This window comes from Achromobacter sp. 10T422 (genome assembly GCF_056394065.1).
In genome coordinates, this window is the sequence record NZ_JBFTHD010000014.1 from 57650 (window position 1) to 72441 (window position 14792).

Annotated in this window: 14 protein-coding genes; 1 reads left to right on the forward strand and 13 read right to left on the reverse strand. The window is 63.2% G+C overall.

What is annotated here, in order from left to right; genetic code table 11:
- Nucleotides 1-2: 2 nt before the first annotated feature.
- From AC1DB0_RS28645 to ndk, 6 genes are read right to left on the reverse strand one after another with little or no spacing between them, the layout of a single operon-like run.
- Nucleotides 3-641, reverse strand: coding sequence for a YfgM family protein (locus tag AC1DB0_RS28645; RefSeq protein ID WP_054427447.1), 639 nt, complete (start codon nucleotides 639-641; stop codon nucleotides 3-5).
- A 3-nt stretch (nucleotides 642-644) separates the two neighbouring features.
- The gene (gene hisS / locus AC1DB0_RS28650) at nucleotides 645-1931 is read right to left on the reverse strand and encodes a histidine--tRNA ligase (protein ID WP_156337025.1); all 1287 of its coding nucleotides are present in this window, start codon (nucleotides 1929-1931) and stop codon (nucleotides 645-647) included.
- A gap of 56 nt (nucleotides 1932-1987) precedes the next feature.
- Nucleotides 1988-3274, reverse strand: coding sequence for a flavodoxin-dependent (E)-4-hydroxy-3-methylbut-2-enyl-diphosphate synthase (gene ispG, locus AC1DB0_RS28655; RefSeq protein ID WP_054427445.1), 1287 nt, complete (start codon nucleotides 3272-3274; stop codon nucleotides 1988-1990).
- A gap of 13 nt (nucleotides 3275-3287) precedes the next feature.
- A complete protein-coding gene (locus AC1DB0_RS28660) occupies nucleotides 3288-3782 on the reverse strand; it encodes a helix-turn-helix domain-containing protein (RefSeq protein ID WP_054427444.1) in 495 nt (164 codons plus the stop codon).
- On the reverse strand, nucleotides 3779-4933 hold the full coding sequence (gene rlmN / locus AC1DB0_RS28665) for a dual-specificity RNA methyltransferase RlmN (RefSeq protein WP_046803686.1): 1155 nt from the start codon (nucleotides 4931-4933) through the stop codon (nucleotides 3779-3781). The genes AC1DB0_RS28660 and rlmN overlap by 4 nt, the downstream gene beginning before the upstream one ends.
- A gap of 44 nt (nucleotides 4934-4977) precedes the next feature.
- Entirely contained in the window at nucleotides 4978-5403 is a 426-nt protein-coding gene (ndk, locus tag AC1DB0_RS28670) for a nucleoside-diphosphate kinase (protein ID WP_054427443.1), read from the reverse strand.
- 405 nt (nucleotides 5404-5808) lie between these two features.
- Between ndk and AC1DB0_RS28675 the strand changes: the two genes are divergently transcribed.
- Nucleotides 5809-8703, forward strand: coding sequence for a valine--tRNA ligase (locus AC1DB0_RS28675; RefSeq protein ID WP_054427442.1), 2895 nt, complete (start codon nucleotides 5809-5811; stop codon nucleotides 8701-8703).
- A gap of 153 nt (nucleotides 8704-8856) precedes the next feature.
- Here the strand turns inward: AC1DB0_RS28675 and AC1DB0_RS28680 are convergent, their stop codons facing one another.
- From AC1DB0_RS28680 to rimM, 7 genes are all read right to left on the reverse strand, one after another.
- Complete coding sequence (locus AC1DB0_RS28680; RefSeq protein ID WP_476757068.1) at nucleotides 8857-10146, reverse strand: NAD(P)/FAD-dependent oxidoreductase; 1290 nt, start codon at nucleotides 10144-10146, stop codon at nucleotides 8857-8859.
- 9 nt (nucleotides 10147-10155) lie between these two features.
- A complete protein-coding gene (locus tag AC1DB0_RS28685; RefSeq protein WP_054427440.1) occupies nucleotides 10156-10887 on the reverse strand; it encodes an amino acid ABC transporter ATP-binding protein in 732 nt (243 codons plus the stop codon).
- Nucleotides 10884-11537, reverse strand: a complete 654-nt coding sequence (locus tag AC1DB0_RS28690; RefSeq protein WP_175169801.1) for an amino acid ABC transporter permease — start codon at nucleotides 11535-11537, stop codon at nucleotides 10884-10886. Before AC1DB0_RS28690 ends, AC1DB0_RS28685 begins: the two co-directional genes overlap by 4 nt.
- A 122-nt stretch (nucleotides 11538-11659) precedes the next feature.
- Nucleotides 11660-12415: an ABC transporter substrate-binding protein gene (locus tag AC1DB0_RS28695; RefSeq protein ID WP_054427438.1), complete on the reverse strand. Its 756-nt coding sequence runs from the start codon at nucleotides 12413-12415 to the stop codon at nucleotides 11660-11662.
- Nucleotides 12416-12514: 99 nt separating this feature from the next.
- Entirely contained in the window at nucleotides 12515-13204 is a 690-nt protein-coding gene (locus AC1DB0_RS28700; protein WP_476757069.1) for a helix-turn-helix domain-containing protein, read from the reverse strand.
- A 108-nt stretch (nucleotides 13205-13312) separates the two neighbouring features.
- Nucleotides 13313-14167 carry a tRNA (guanosine(37)-N1)-methyltransferase TrmD gene (trmD, locus tag AC1DB0_RS28705; RefSeq protein WP_476757070.1) on the reverse strand — a complete coding sequence of 285 codons (855 nt, stop codon included), beginning with the start codon at nucleotides 14165-14167 and terminating at the stop codon, nucleotides 13313-13315.
- Complete coding sequence (gene rimM / locus AC1DB0_RS28710) at nucleotides 14167-14784, reverse strand: ribosome maturation factor RimM (protein ID WP_054427435.1); 618 nt, start codon at nucleotides 14782-14784, stop codon at nucleotides 14167-14169. Before rimM ends, trmD begins: the two co-directional genes overlap by 1 nt.
- Between the last annotated feature and the right edge of the window lie 8 nt (nucleotides 14785-14792).

Sequence of the window (14792 nt, forward strand, 5' to 3'; positions counted from 1 at the left end):
AGTCACGCTCCGCTCAGGGCATCCAATTTCAATTGCACAACCTGGGTCAGCGGGTTTGCCGTACCCAGGCCATCAATGGCGCTTTGCCATGCCGCACGCGCTTCGTCGCGCTTGCCTTGCGCAGCGAGAATATCGCCGCGGCGGTCAGCGAACAAGGCGGCGAAAGCGGCCGGCGGGTTGTTCAGTTGTGCAAGCGCCGGATCATATTGCTTCTGATCCAGCAGCATGCCGGCCAGACGCAGGCGCGCCACGGCTTGCATGGCGGGGTTCTTGCCTTGGCCGGCCAGCCATTCCAGCTGTTCGCGGGCGCCGGCTTCGTCCTTCTGGGCAGCCAGAGCTTGCGCTGCCACCAGCGCGCCACGGGCGGCGTAGCCGGTTGCCGGATATTGATCACGCAGCGTGGCGGCGGCGGTCTTGATGCGCACCGACGAATCGGCGCCGCCCAGACGGGCCGCATCTTCCAGCGCTTCAAAATAGCCCATGGCCTGATTGGCACGGTGCGATTCGTAGGCCTTCCAGCCCCACCAGCCGCCCCAGGCCAGCGCCACCACGGCAAACAGCGTCACAACAAGCGTGCCGTAACGGGCCCACCACGCCTTGATAGCGTCGAGTTTTTCCTGTTCTTCGAGATCGTATGCCATGCCTTAACCCTTGTTGTTCAGTACCGCAGCCAGGCCCGACAACGGAACCTGCTGCTGCGCGGCGTCGCCCTGGGCGTCCGCACGCAAATATTTGACGCTGGCGGTTTGTGACGCGACTTCATCGGCGCCAAGAATAACCGCAACCCGAGCGCCGCTGGCGTCGGCACGCTTGAATTGGGACTTGAAGCCCGCCGAACCGGCATGCACGATGACCGACAAGCCGGCATCGCGCAGGTCTTCGCCAACGCGGGCGGCCAGGCGCTGTGCGTCTTCACCCTGGTGCACGACGTAAACGTCGCACTCGGCGGGCGCCGCAAGCTCAACGCTTTGTTCCCAAAGGTCCAGCAGGCGTTCCATGCCGATTGCGAACCCGACGGCCGGCGCGGGCTTGCCGCCCAGCAGTTCGATCAGGCCGTCATAGCGGCCGCCGCCGCACACGGTGCCTTGGGAACCGAGGCGATCGGTCACCCACTCGAATACGGTCAGGTTGTAATAGTCCAGACCGCGCACCAGGCGCGGGTTCAAGCTGTATTCGATGCCGGCTTCGGTCAGGCGCTGGCACACGCCATCAAAGTGAGCACGAGATTCCTCGCCCAGGAAATCGAACAGGCGCGGCGCGCTGTTGGCCATTTCCTGCATGGCGGGATTCTTCGTGTCCAGCACGCGCAGCGGGTTGGTGTACAGGCGGCGCTGGCCGTCTTCGTCGAGGATGTCGCGATGCTTTTCCAGGTGCTCGATCAACGCGGCGCGGTGCGCGGCGCGTTCGGCGGGCTGACCCAGCGAATTCAATTCCAGACGCACGTCCTTCAGGCCCAGCAGCTTCCACAGGCGGGCCAGCATGACGATCAGCTCAGCGTCGACATCGGGGCCGGTGAAGCCCAGGGCTTCCACGTCGATCTGATGGAACTGGCGATAGCGGCCGCGCTGCGGGCGCTCGTGGCGGAACACGGGGCCGATCGAATACACGCGCTGCGGGCGGTCATAGAGCATGTTGTGCTCGATAGACGCACGCACGATGCCGGCCGTCATTTCAGGACGCATCGTCAGCGACTCGCCATTCAGCGCATCGGTGAACGTGTACATCTCTTTTTCGACGATGTCGGTGACTTCACCGATGCCGCGCGTGAACAGGCGCGTATGCTCAAGCACAGGCGTACGCACATTGCGATAGCCGTAGCCGCGCAGCCAGCCGCGCACGATTTCCTCGAATTGTTCCCAGCGGGCGCTCGGCCCGGGCAACACGTCATTCATGCCGCGTATGGCGGCGACTTTCTGGAAAGCTTGAGTCATCTTGATCATGCCGCATCACGCGCCTGCCGGCGCGCTTCACGGCTACACCCTTTCTTTTAATGAGAGGCGAGCACGCCGTAACGGCGCGCCACGTAGTCTTCGACGATGGCCTGGAACTCTTCGGCGATATGGTCGCCTTTGAGCGTCACCGTGCGTTCGCCATCCACGAATACCGGCGCCGCGGGCACTTCGCCCGTTCCCGGCAGACTGATTCCGATATCGGCATGGCGGCTTTCGCCCGGCCCATTGACCACACAGCCCATGACCGCGACGTTCATGCTTTCGACGCCCGGATACTGCGACTTCCAGACCGGCATCTGACGACGCAGGAAGGACTGGATGCTATCCGCCAGTTCCTGGAAGAACGTGCTGCTGGTGCGGCCACAGCCGGGGCACGCAACCACCATGGGGGTGAATGCGCGCAGGCCCATGGTCTGCAGGATTTCTTGCGCCACGACCGCTTCGCGGCTGCGGTCGCCACCGGGTTCCGGCGTCAACGAAATACGAATGGTGTCGCCGATGCCCTGCTGCAACAACACGGCCAGCGCAGCGGTGGACGCCACGATGCCTTTGCTGCCCATGCCGGCTTCGGTCAGGCCCAGATGCAGCGGGTAGTCGCAACGGGCGGACAAGTCGAGGTAGACGGCGATCAGGTCCTGCACGTGGCTGACTTTGCACGACAGGATGATGGCGTCGCGCCGCAAGCCGAGTTCTTCGGCCCGCTGCGCATTGGTGATGGCCGATACCACCAGCGCATCGCGCATCACGGCCTGGGCTTCCCAAGGCTGCGCGCGGCGGCTGTTTTCGTCCATCTTGCGCGCCATCAACTCGTGGTCCAGGCTGCCCCAGTTCACGCCGATGCGCACGGGCTTGTCGTAGCGGCAAGCCACTTCGATCATCTGCGCGAAATTGTCATCGCGACGCTTGCCGCCGCCCATGTTGCCGGGGTTGATCCGGTACTTGGACAGCGCCTGCGCGCATTCGGGAAACTGCGTCAGCAGCTTGTGGCCGTTGTAGTGGAAGTCGCCCACCAGCGGCACGTTCACACCCATGCGGTCGAGCTGTTCGCGGATGGCGACCACTTCACGAGCCGCCTCGGGCGTATTCACCGTGATCCGCACCAGCTCGGAACCGGCCAGCGCCAGTTCTTTGACCTGGATCGCGGTAGCGATGGCGTCCGCGGTGTCGGTGTTGGTCATGGACTGCACGACGACGGGGGCATCGCCCCCGATCATCACGACACGTTCGCCCCACTTGACCGCCACCGAGCGCGTGGCGCGGCGCGTAGCGGCCCCCACGGCGGGAGGCGGCGCGTCCTGGCAAGGCAGAGAGGAATCTTGCATCGGTGGAATCGGTTTACTTGGTCGGCTTCGGCAGCCAGTCGAACGGCAGCCATTGCTGCGGCAACCAGCCTTGCCAGAAGGCATACGCCACGCCGGCGGCCAGCACCAGCACGATGGCGATCAGCCACCCCCAGGAGGTCGAGGACGAACGGTCGTCATCGGCGCTGGACTGAGGAATGGAATTGGCCGAATGCAGCGCGCCCGGGCTCAGCTTCACCGGACCGGTGACGCGTGCTTTCGGGTCGAGCGAATCGACGATGGCTTGCGAATCCGCGCCCAGCAGGCGCGCGTAGTTGCGCACCAGGCCGCGAAGGGAAACGCCGGTGGGCAAGTCTGCCCACGCTTCGTTTTCCAGGGCTTCGATCTGCTTGGTAGAGAACTTGATGCGGCTGGATACTTCGTCTAGCGACCAGCCCTTGGACTGCCGCAGCGCGCGTAGCGCCGAGCCGACGTTGCCCGCTGCGCTTGCGGGCGTTTCAGAAACTGCAGAAGCGAAATCCTGCGTCATGCATGCACCTGTTTAATTGGTATGGTCTGGCGCTGTGCGGCATTGCGCTCGGTAATCCGAGTGCGGTCGCGCACTTCTCCGGCCAGTTGACCACAAGCTGCATCGATATCGTCGCCCCGGGTCTTGCGCACGGTCGTGATGATGCCGGCATCCATCAGGCGCTGCGCAAACACCTTTACGCGCGCGGAGTTGGAACGCTTCAGGCCCGACTCAGGGAAGGGGTTGAACGGAATCAGATTGAGCTTGCAGCGCAGCTGGCGTGCAATTTGGATCAGTTCCTTGGCGTGCTGGTCGGTATCGTTGATGCCATCCAGCATGCAATATTCAAACGTGATGAAGTCGCGCGGGGCAAACGCCAGATAACGTTCGCAGGCCGCCAGCAACTCCTTCAGCGGGTACTTCTTGTTCAGCGGCACCAGCTCATCGCGCAGCGCATCGTTGGGCGCATGCAGCGACACGGCCAGCGCCACCGGACAGTCTTGCGAGAGGCGGTCCATCATGGGAACCACGCCAGACGTGGACACCGTAACGCGGCGGCGCGACAGGCCGTAAGCGTTGTCGTCCAGCATCAGGCGCAGCGCCGGCAACACCTGGTCGTAGTTGAGCAAGGGCTCGCCCATGCCCATCATGACCACGTTGCTGATGACGCGCGTATCTTCGGTGGCTTTGGCGCTTTCCAGGCGGGCGGTGCCGATGTCGGCCTCCAGCACGCGCTTGGCCCACCACAGCTGGCCGATGATTTCGCTGGTTTTCAGATTGCGGTTAAAGCCCTGATGCCCGGTCGAGCAAAAGCGGCAATTCACCACACAGCCGGCCTGGCTGGAAATACAAAGGGTGCCGCGATCGTCTTCAGGAATGAAGACGGTTTCGATGGCATTGCCCTGCCCCACATCGAACAGCCACTTGCGCGTGCCGTCGGTCGAGCGCTGCTCGATGTTGACGGGCAAGGCTTCGATGCGGCAATTCGACGCGAGCTGGCTGCGAAATTCGCGAGCCAGGTCGGTCATGGCGTCGAACGAATCGGCGCCGCGCTGGTGCATCCAGCGCTGCAGCTGGCGAGCGCGAAACGGCTTGCCGCCCCACTGCCCGACAAGTTCGGACAGGGCGGAGCCATCCAGCCCCAGCAGATTGATTCGTTCGACGGATTCCATGACCTGGGTAACGCTAAAAAACTAGAACAGTGCTTACGCGAAAATCAACGGCTGTGGATGTTGATTTCGGGGAAGAAGAAAGCGATTTCGACAGCAGCCGTTTCCGGAGCGTCCGAGCCGTGCACGGCGTTGGCGTCGATGCTGTCGGCGAAGTCGGCGCGGATGGTGCCGGGAGCAGCCTTCTTCGGGTCCGTGGCGCCCATCAGGTCACGGTTCTTCAGGATGGCTTCTTCACCTTCCAGCACTTGCACGAAGACCGGGCCCGAGATCATGAAATCGACCAGGTCCTTGAAGAAGGGGCGTTCCGAATGCACGGCGTAGAAACGCTCGGCGTCGGCGCGCGACAGTTGCGCCAGGCGGGCGGCGATGACCTTCAGGCCGGCTTGCTCGAAACGGCCGACGATCTGGCCGATGACGTTCTTGGCGACGGCGTCGGGCTTGATGATCGAGAGGGTGCGTTGGATGGACATAAGGAACTCCGAAAGCTGATTTCTGACTGGTTTCTAATGAATTGCCTGGCGTGGCTCTGCACTTGTCGGTGTCAACCTAGAAGTGTCATCGCGCTGTTGGCGCACAGGCGGTCCGGGTTGCTTGAACGATGCCGTTCGCATTCCGGGCCGTCCTGAACCACATGGCCAAGGCAGGGATTCGACACTGCCTACCGATCGGATGCGCCCTCAATTCTTGTTGAGAATACAGAAAGGTGAGCTTTTCGGCGCATATTTCTGAAGGAATCCTCAATGAATTCAGGGACTTCTAAAAGGTTTTCAGTAACCCGGTATTCTAACACGCTGAGAAGACCGCATTACATCTTAAAATGAGCGGTTTGCTGCCCGTATCCCTACGCCGGGCGCCCTGTTTGCCGGAACCCTGTAATGACTCAAGCTGCCCCCCCGAACGCCGCGAACCCCGCGAGCGACACCCCGGAACTCTCCAAGAGCTTCGAACCCTCCGAATTGGAATCCCGCTGGTACGCCGAGTGGGACAAGCGCGGGTACTTCACGGCGGGCCAGCACGTAAAAACGGGGACGGAAAGCCAGCCCTACGTCATCCAGTTCCCGCCGCCCAACGTGACAGGCACGCTCCACATGGGCCACGCCTTCAACCAGACCATCATGGACGGGCTGGTGCGCTACCGCCGCATGTCGGGCGACGACACCGTATTCATTCCCGGCACCGACCACGCCGGCATCGCCACGCAGATCGTTGTTGAAAGACAGCTCGACGCCCAGAAGGTTTCCCGCCACGACCTCGGCCGCGAAAAATTCGTGGAAAAGGTCTGGGAATGGAAAGAAAAGTCGGGCAACGCCATCACCGAGCAGGTGCGCCGCCTGGGCGCGTCGGCCGACTGGCCCCGCGAATACTTCACGATGGACGACCGCATGTCGCGCGGCGTCGTCGAAACCTTCGTGCGCCTGCATAAACAGGGACTGATCTACCGCGGCAAGCGCCTGGTCAACTGGGACCCGAAGCTGCTGACCGCCGTATCCGACCTGGAAGTGCAGTCCGAAGAAACCGATGGCCACATGTGGCACATCCTCTACCCCTTCGTCGACGGCCCGCAAACCATCGTCGACAAAGACGGCCAGACCGTCACCTTGCGCGGCATGACCATCGCCACGACCCGCCCGGAAACGATGCTGGCCGACGGCGCGCTGTGCGTGCACCCCGAAGATCCGCGCTACCAGCACCTGATCGGCAAGGAAGTCGAGCTGCCGCTGTGCGACCGCAACATCCCCATCATCGCGGATGATTTCGTCGACCCCGCCTTCGGCACGGGCTGCGTGAAGATCACTGGCGCGCACGACTTCAACGACTACGCCTGCGCGATGCGCCACGATCTGCCCCTGATCGTGATCTTCACGCTGGACGCGCACATCAACGAAAACGGCCCCAAGCAGTTCCAGGGCCTGGAGCGCTACGAAGCCCGCAAGGCCGTTGTCGCCCAGCTGGATGCCGAAGGCTATCTGGTCAAGATCGAACCGCACAAGATGATGCAACCCAAGGGCGACCGCACCGGCGTCGTCCTGGAACCCATGCTGACGGACCAATGGTTCGTGGCCATGAGCAAGCCCGCGCCGGAAGGCACGTTGAATCCGGGCAAGAGCATCACCGAAGTGGCGCTCGAAGTCGTGGCCGACGGCCGCATCCAGTTCTACCCGGAGAACTGGACCACCATCTACAACCAGTGGCTGAACAACATCCAGGACTGGTGCATTTCGCGCCAACTGTGGTGGGGCCATCAGATTCCGGCTTGGTATTCGGACGACGGCCAGATCTTTGTGGCGCACGACGAAGCGGGCGCCATCGAGCAGGCCCGCGCCGCTGGCGTGACGGGCGATCTGAAGCGCGACCCCGACGTCCTGGACACCTGGTTCTCGTCGGGCCTTGTGCCCTTCACGACGCTGGGCTGGCCGGACAACACGCCGGACCTGCAACGCTACCTGCCTTCCAGCGTGCTGGTCACGGGCTTTGACATCATCTTCTTCTGGGTCGCCCGCATGGTCATGCTGACCACGCACATGACCGGCCAGATCCCGTTCAAACACGTCTACGTGCACGGCCTGATCCGCGACGCCGACGGCCAAAAGATGAGCAAGTCCAAGGGCAACACCCTGGACCCGGTTGACCTCATCGACGGTATCGACCTGGACGGCCTGGTCACCAAGCGCACCTACGGCCTGATGAACCCCAAGCAAGCAGGCGCCATCGAAAAGGCCACGCGCCGCCAGTACCCGGACGGCATTCCCGCCTTCGGCACCGACGCGCTGCGCTTCACGATGGCCGCTTACGCCACGCTGGGCCGCAACATCAACTTCGACCTGAAGCGCTGCGAGGGCTATCGCAACTTCTGCAACAAGCTGTGGAACGCCACCCGCTTCGTGCTGATGAACACCGAAGGCCATGACCTGACGGGTTCGGACACGGGCGAGACCTCGTTCGTGGACCGCTGGATCGTCAGCCAGATGCAGACGCTGGAAGCCGATGTGGCGCGCGGCTTTGCCGACTACCGCTTCGACAACATCGCCAACGCGCTGTACCGCTTTGTCTGGGACGAATACTGCGACTGGTATCTGGAACTGGCCAAGGTGCAGATCCAGACCGGTACGCCGGCCCAGCAACTGGGCACGCGCCGCACGCTGATCCGCGTGCTGGAATGCGTGTTGCGCCTGGCGCACCCCATCATTCCGTTCATCACGGAAGAGCTGTGGCAGAAGGTGTCGGTGGTGGCGGGCAAGCGCAAGGAAGGCGTTGCCGACAGCGTCAGCGTGCAGCCGTATCCGCAAGCCAACCCGGCCGCCGTGGACGCTGCGGCAGAAGCCGATGTGGCTGAGCTCAAGGCGCAGGTTGAAGCCGTGCGCGCACTGCGTGGCGAGATGAATCTGTCGCCCGCCCAGAAGGTGCCGCTGTGCGCCCAGGGCGACGCGCCCACGCTCAAGCGCAACGCGCCGTATCTGGCCGCGCTGGCCAAGCTGAGCCAGGTCGATGTGCTGGACGTGCTGCCCGACGCCGGTGCGCCGGTCCAGGTCGTGGGCGCCAGCCGCCTGATGCTGCACGTGGAAATTGACGTGGCCGCCGAACGCATCCGCCTGGACAAGGAAATCGCGCGCCTGGACGGCGAGATCGCCAAGGCCAACGGCAAGCTGTCCAACGCCAGCTTCGTCGAACGCGCCCCGGCAGCGGTTGTCGAACAGGAAAAGGCGCGCATGGCGCAGTTTGGCGAAACGTTGCAGAAGGTGCGCGAACAGCGCGCCAAGCTGGGCGACTGAGCAAACGGCCTGGCCGCTTGAACGAATAACCCCGGACGATGTCCGGGGTTTTTTTATGGCCTCTGTCCTGACAGGCACGTCCTGACAGGCATGTCCTGACACGCACGTCCTGACAAGCACCGCCTGACAGACAACTCCGCACCGACCTCCCGCCTACACACCGCCATCGTTCAGGCGATACCAGGTCACCACTGCATTCACGTAGAGCCGCCGCAGCCCGTACAGCGGGAACGGCACAATCGGCGAAAGCGGCACCGGCAATGCATTCGCGTCGCCCGTGGCCACGTATTGCGCCATCGCTCGCCCCATGCTGGTCTGCAAGCCCACGCCCCGCCCTTGGCAGCCGATATCCACCAGCAGGCCCGGTTGCGGCTCGTGCAGATGCGGCAGGTAGTCGCGCGTAACGGCAACGCGTCCGCACCAGCGATATTCGAACGGGGTGCCGGCCACCTGCGGGAACAGCTTCAGCATCACGCGTTCCAGATGCGCCCAGTCCTGCGGGCCCTTGGGTTCACGAAAGGGCCCGCGACCGCCCATCAGCAATCGGCCCTGGTGATCCAACCGGAAGTACAGCAACAGGTTGCGGGTATCCGACGTGACATGCCCCTCGGGGAAGATGCCTGCGCGCACGGCCTCCCGCAGCGGCGCCGTGGCCACCTGGAAGGTGTTGGCGTCGATGATGGACGTCTTCAAACCGGGCAACAGATCACCGCCATAGGCGTTCGTGCACATCACCACGCGGTCGGCGGTAACCGTCGCGCCGCGCGCGGTGGTGGCGGTCCATTTGCCGGCCTCGCGCTTCAAGCCCGTGACCGGCGTATCGGTGTGGATGACCGCGCCCGCATTCAATGCAGCACGCGCCAGACCGCGCACATAGCTCAAGGGCTGCACGGCGCCCGCGCGGTTATCGACCCATCCGCCCAGATAGCGGTCGGTTCCCAGCAAGCGCGCAACCTGCCCGCGATCCAGCGGCTGCGCATCCACGCCATGGCGCGCCCATTGGGCGGCGCGGTCGTGCGCGGTGCGCAACGCGTCGGCGGTGTGCGCGCCTTGAATCCAGCCTTTACGGACGTGCGGCACATCCATGGCATGGCGGTCGATCAAGTTGAACACCGAGTCGGCCGTGGCGCCGGCGAACCGCAACAGCCGCTCGCCGCGGTCGTGGCCGAACATCGAGATCAAGGCGTCCGGGTCGTACTTCAAGCCGGGAATCACCTGCCCGCCATTGCGGCCCGATCCGCCGAAGCCGATCTCGCGCGCCTCCAGCACCACGGTTTTGACGCCCCGCTCGGCCAGATGCAAGGCCGTGCTCAGGCCCGCGTATCCGCCGCCGATGACGACCACGTCCGCCTGTGTGGAGGCCATCAGCGGCTCGGTCGGCGGAGGCGCCGCGGCGGTGGCTGCCCACAATGACGGAGATAAGGGAAACGGCGCTTGCTGCATGATGATTCCTTACATGGGATGCAGCACGCGGCGCAGGAAGTCCTGCGTACGGGGATGCTGCGGATGATTCAGCACTTCGCGGGCCGCGCCCTGCTCCACCATGACGCCGCCATCGAAGAACATGACGCGGTCGGCAACCTCGCGGGCAAAACTCATTTCGTGCGTCACGACCACCATCGTCATACCGGCTTCCGCCAGCTTGCGCATGACGCCCAGCACATCGCCCACCAGCTCCGGGTCCAGCGCGGAGGTGGGCTCGTCGAACAAAATCGCTTTGGGCTGCATCGCCAACGCGCGCGCAATCGCCACGCGCTGCTGTTGGCCGCCCGACAACTGATTCGGATGCGCGTCCGCCTTGTCCGCCAAGCCCACGCTAGCGAGCAGCTCGCGGCCGCGTTCCAGCACTTGCGCACGCGGTTCCTTCTTCACGAAGATCGGCCCTTCGATCACGTTTTCCAACGCGGTGCGGTGCGGAAACAGGTTGAAGCGCTGGAACACCATCGCCACCTGCGTGCGGATGGACACGATGGACGGCGCATCGGCGTCAACCAATTCCCCATCAACCGTGATACGGCCAGCGTTGTAGCGTTCCAGCCCGTTGATGCAGCGCAGGATGGTGGATTTGCCCGAACCCGACGGGCCGATCACGCAAACGACTTCGCCCTTGCTGACTTCGGCATCGATCCCTTTCAGCACCTCTAGCGGGCCGAAGCTCTTGCGGACTCCCTGGAGTTCGATCATTTCGTGGCGCTCCTTTTTTCCAGATGCCGGACCAGCAGAATCAGCGGCACACACATCACGAGGTACATCAACGCCACCAGCGAAAACACCGTCGCGTTCTTGAAGGTCGACACAGCGATCAGCTTGCCCTGCAAGGCCAGCTCCGCCACGGTGATCGTGGAGGCCTGCGACGAATCCTTGAGCATCATGATCATGATGTTGCCGTAGGGCGGCAGCACAATCTTCACAGCCTGCGGCAGCACCACGCGGCGCATCGTCATGCTCCAGCTCATGCCCATCGCCATCGCGGCTTCGATCTGGCCACGGTCAATCGCCTGAATCCCCGCGCGAAAATTCTCGGCCTGATAGGCTGAATACGCCACGCCCAAGCCGATGATGGCGGCCTGCACGGCTGTCAACGACACACCCATGTCGGGCATCACGAAATAGATATAGAACAGCAGCACGATGATCGGAATGCCGCGCAGCAGATTGATGATGCCGCCGCTGAGCTTGGACAGGAACGTGTTGCCCGACACCCGCATCAGCGCCCACACCAGGCCCAGCACGGTCGACAGCGCCAACGACCCCAGCGTCACCAGGATTGTCAGCTTTGCCCCTTGCAGCAATATCGGCAGATACTCCGCCGAATCCTTGAAGAATTCCATCATGACTTCACCCACCCCGACGAGACAGCCCACGGGAACGCGGGATGCGCCCCGCCCGCCGGCGCGCGGGCGCGCACCGGCCAGGCTGATGCAAAAACTGCGAGTTGCTTGAGATCAGGCCGGCATCACGCGCCGGACAGGCCCCACTTTTTCAGGATGGCGTCGATGGCGCCGTCCGCCTTCAGCTTGACCAGCGCCTTGTTGATGCGATCAAGCAGCGCGGTGTCTTCCTTGCGCGTGGCCAGCCCCAGGCTGCCCATGATGGTGGGCTGGTAAGACTGCGCCATCTTCAGGTTCGGGTAGTTGCCTTGCGTCAGGATGTAGGCCGCAATCGGGTAGTCCATGAAGCCGCCCTGGATACGGCCGGCATTGGCGTCGCGCATCATGTCGGGCGGGTTGTCGTAGAGCTTCACTTCCTTGAACACGCCGCTCTTTTGGATGGGTTCGACAAACGCGGTGCCCACCTGCACGCCTACCGTCATGTCTTTCATGTCGGCAAAGGACTTGTAATCCTTGTTGTCGGTCTTCAGCACCATCAGCCCTTCGCCGTAGCGATAGACCGGTTCCGAAAAACTCACCACCTGCTGGCGCTGCGGCGTGATGAACATGGCCGCCGACACGATGTCGATACGCTTGGAAGTCAGCGAACCGATCAGCGCCGAAAACGCCATGGGTTCGATCTGCACCTCGAATCCCGCTTCTTTGCCAACCGCTTTCACGATGTCGACCATCACGCCTTCAATGCTGTTGGTCTTGGTGTCGAGAAACGTGAACGGACTGCCGGTGGGTGTGGACCCCACTTTCAACACCGTCTGGGCGTGCGCGCCCGCGGCCATGGACAATGCAGCAAATACCGAGACAACCAGAGTCTTGAATTTCATGACATTTCCTCATCGTGGCAAAGAAGTCCGGGCAACGCCTGGCGTGTCCGGTGGCGCGGCGATCCCCAGTGTCGCCACGCCGCTGTGGATGCTGCGCGCCTAGGGCGCTTGTTGCGTGTCGTCCCCCGCGGCTTGAGTGATGTTGGAAATGGCCCAGATGACTTCCGTCGCCTGCGAGCCGGGATTGCGCCAGCGGCGCGGCGTGCTGCTGGCATAGCAAAAACTATCGCCTTCGTTGAGCAGCACGACGCGGTCGCCTACCCAGAGTTCTAACGACCCTTTGAGCACCACGCCGATCTGCTCGCCCTGCCCCGTTACGAACAGCTCATTGCCGGTGGAGCCGCCCGGTTCGATGGTCGCGCGGCAGAGATCCATGCTGCGGCAGGCGGGCGGCGTATACATCTCTTTGCTGATGCCTTTTTCGCTCAGGTCGATAAACCGATGCGTACCGGCGCGCGCCACGCGGCCGCCATCTTCGCCCTGCGTGTGCTCGGCATTGCGCAGCAGCGAATTGACCGACACCTGAAATTCACGGGCAAGCAGGTCCAGCGTCTTGACCGAGGCGGAACTCAAGCCCCGCTCGATCTGGCTCAACAGTCCGACCGACATGCCGCAAGCACTGGCCACATCGGTCAGCGAGCGGCCCTGTTGCTTGCGCAACTGGCGCAATTGCTGGCCCAGCCACATATCAACGGCGGATTCCGGCCGGCCGGACGACAGGCGCGATGACGCCGGGGTTGGGCGTTCAGAGGAAGACAGGCCAGATTCGTCGCGGCGGGGCTGATTCATATGAAAATTTCATTTGCATGTAATTTTCAATACTAAGGAGCACACAAACCGCCCACAACCTAGGAACATCCCTAGCGGGGTTGGACAGCGCCAGTCTGATGAAAAGCGTTAAGAAGAGGCGTCAGGCGTTGCGGGCGTACTGGCCGCAGGCTTGCTTGAAGATTTGCGCCGCCGCTTGGGGGCATCAGATGCCGGGTCGTACGTGCCGGCCAATTCAGCCAAAAAGCGCTCATCGGCTTTGCTCAACCAGCCCTTGGCACGGGCGGATTCGAGCAGCTCAGGGCGCCGGGCGGCGGTCAACGCCAGCGAGCGTTCGCGTCGCCAACGGGCGATGTTGGCGTGATGGCCACTAAGCAGCGCCGGGGGCACGGACTCGCCCTCGTAGACTTCGGGGCGCGTGTAGTGGGGGCTGTCCAGCAAGCCGGACAAGGTGTCATTGAACGAGTCCTGCAATGCGGAATCGCCATCGTTGAGCACGCCGGGCAAGAGACGCACGGCGGCATCGATCACCGCAAGCGCGGCGATTTCTCCGCCAGACAACACAAAGTCGCCCAGGGATATTTCGTGGGTCACGCAGCGTTCAATGAAGCGCTGGTCGACACCTTCGTATCGGCCGCAAATCAGGATGATTCCGTCGCTTGCAGCCAGTGTTTCGGCGCCCGCCTGATCGTAGCGCTGCCCAACCGGGGCCAGCAGCGCAACGGGGGCACGGCCCAGGCCAAGCGCGGCGCGCGCGTCCTGAGCGGCGTTGACAGCGGCTTCCAAAGGCCCCGCCATCATCACCATTCCGGGGCCGCCGCCGTAGGGGCGGTCGTCCACCGTGCGATGAACGTCGTGCGTGAAATCTCGAGGATTCCACGCATGCAGAGACCACCGGCCCTGGGCATGCGCCCGGCCGGTGACACCCAGATCGCGCACTACCCCGAACATTTCGGGAAAGAGCGTAACGACGTCAAATCGCATCAAAGATCCGCCGGCCAGTCGCTGTCAATGCGGCGAGCAGCCAGATCGACGGCGTGTATGTGCGCACGTACGAACGGAACAAGCATTTCGGCGGGTCGGCCTTTGGCGGTCAGGATGGGCTCGGGCCCTTCGGCCCCTGCCTTCTGGCACAAAACCTTCAAGACGGCGTGAGCGCCGTTATCAAGGACTTCGTCCACCACGCCAATCAAGGCGGGTTCACCGTTGGCGCTGGTGTACAGCGCGCAGCCGATGAGGTCGACCCAGTAGTATTCGTCTTCTTCCGGCGCGGGGAAAGATCCGCGTGGCGCCTGCACGGAATATCCGCGCATGGCTTCGGCCTGATCGCGATCGGCAATACCCGCCAGCTGGGCCACGACCGTGGCGCCTTGCGAGCGGGCTTGCAGAACTTTGATTACGACAGGCGCAGACGCGACAGCGCCCCGCGCCAATTCAGGCACAGGGCGAGTCAACCACCATTGAGATGCTGAGAGCAGCACTTCGGCATTGGCCGAATGAGGCTGCACTTTGACCCAGCCTTTCACACCGTAGGCTGCAGTGATGCGGCCCAGCTCGATCAAATCCGTAGGCGCCGCGTTAGAGGTTGCGGCATCAGACATGTATCGCG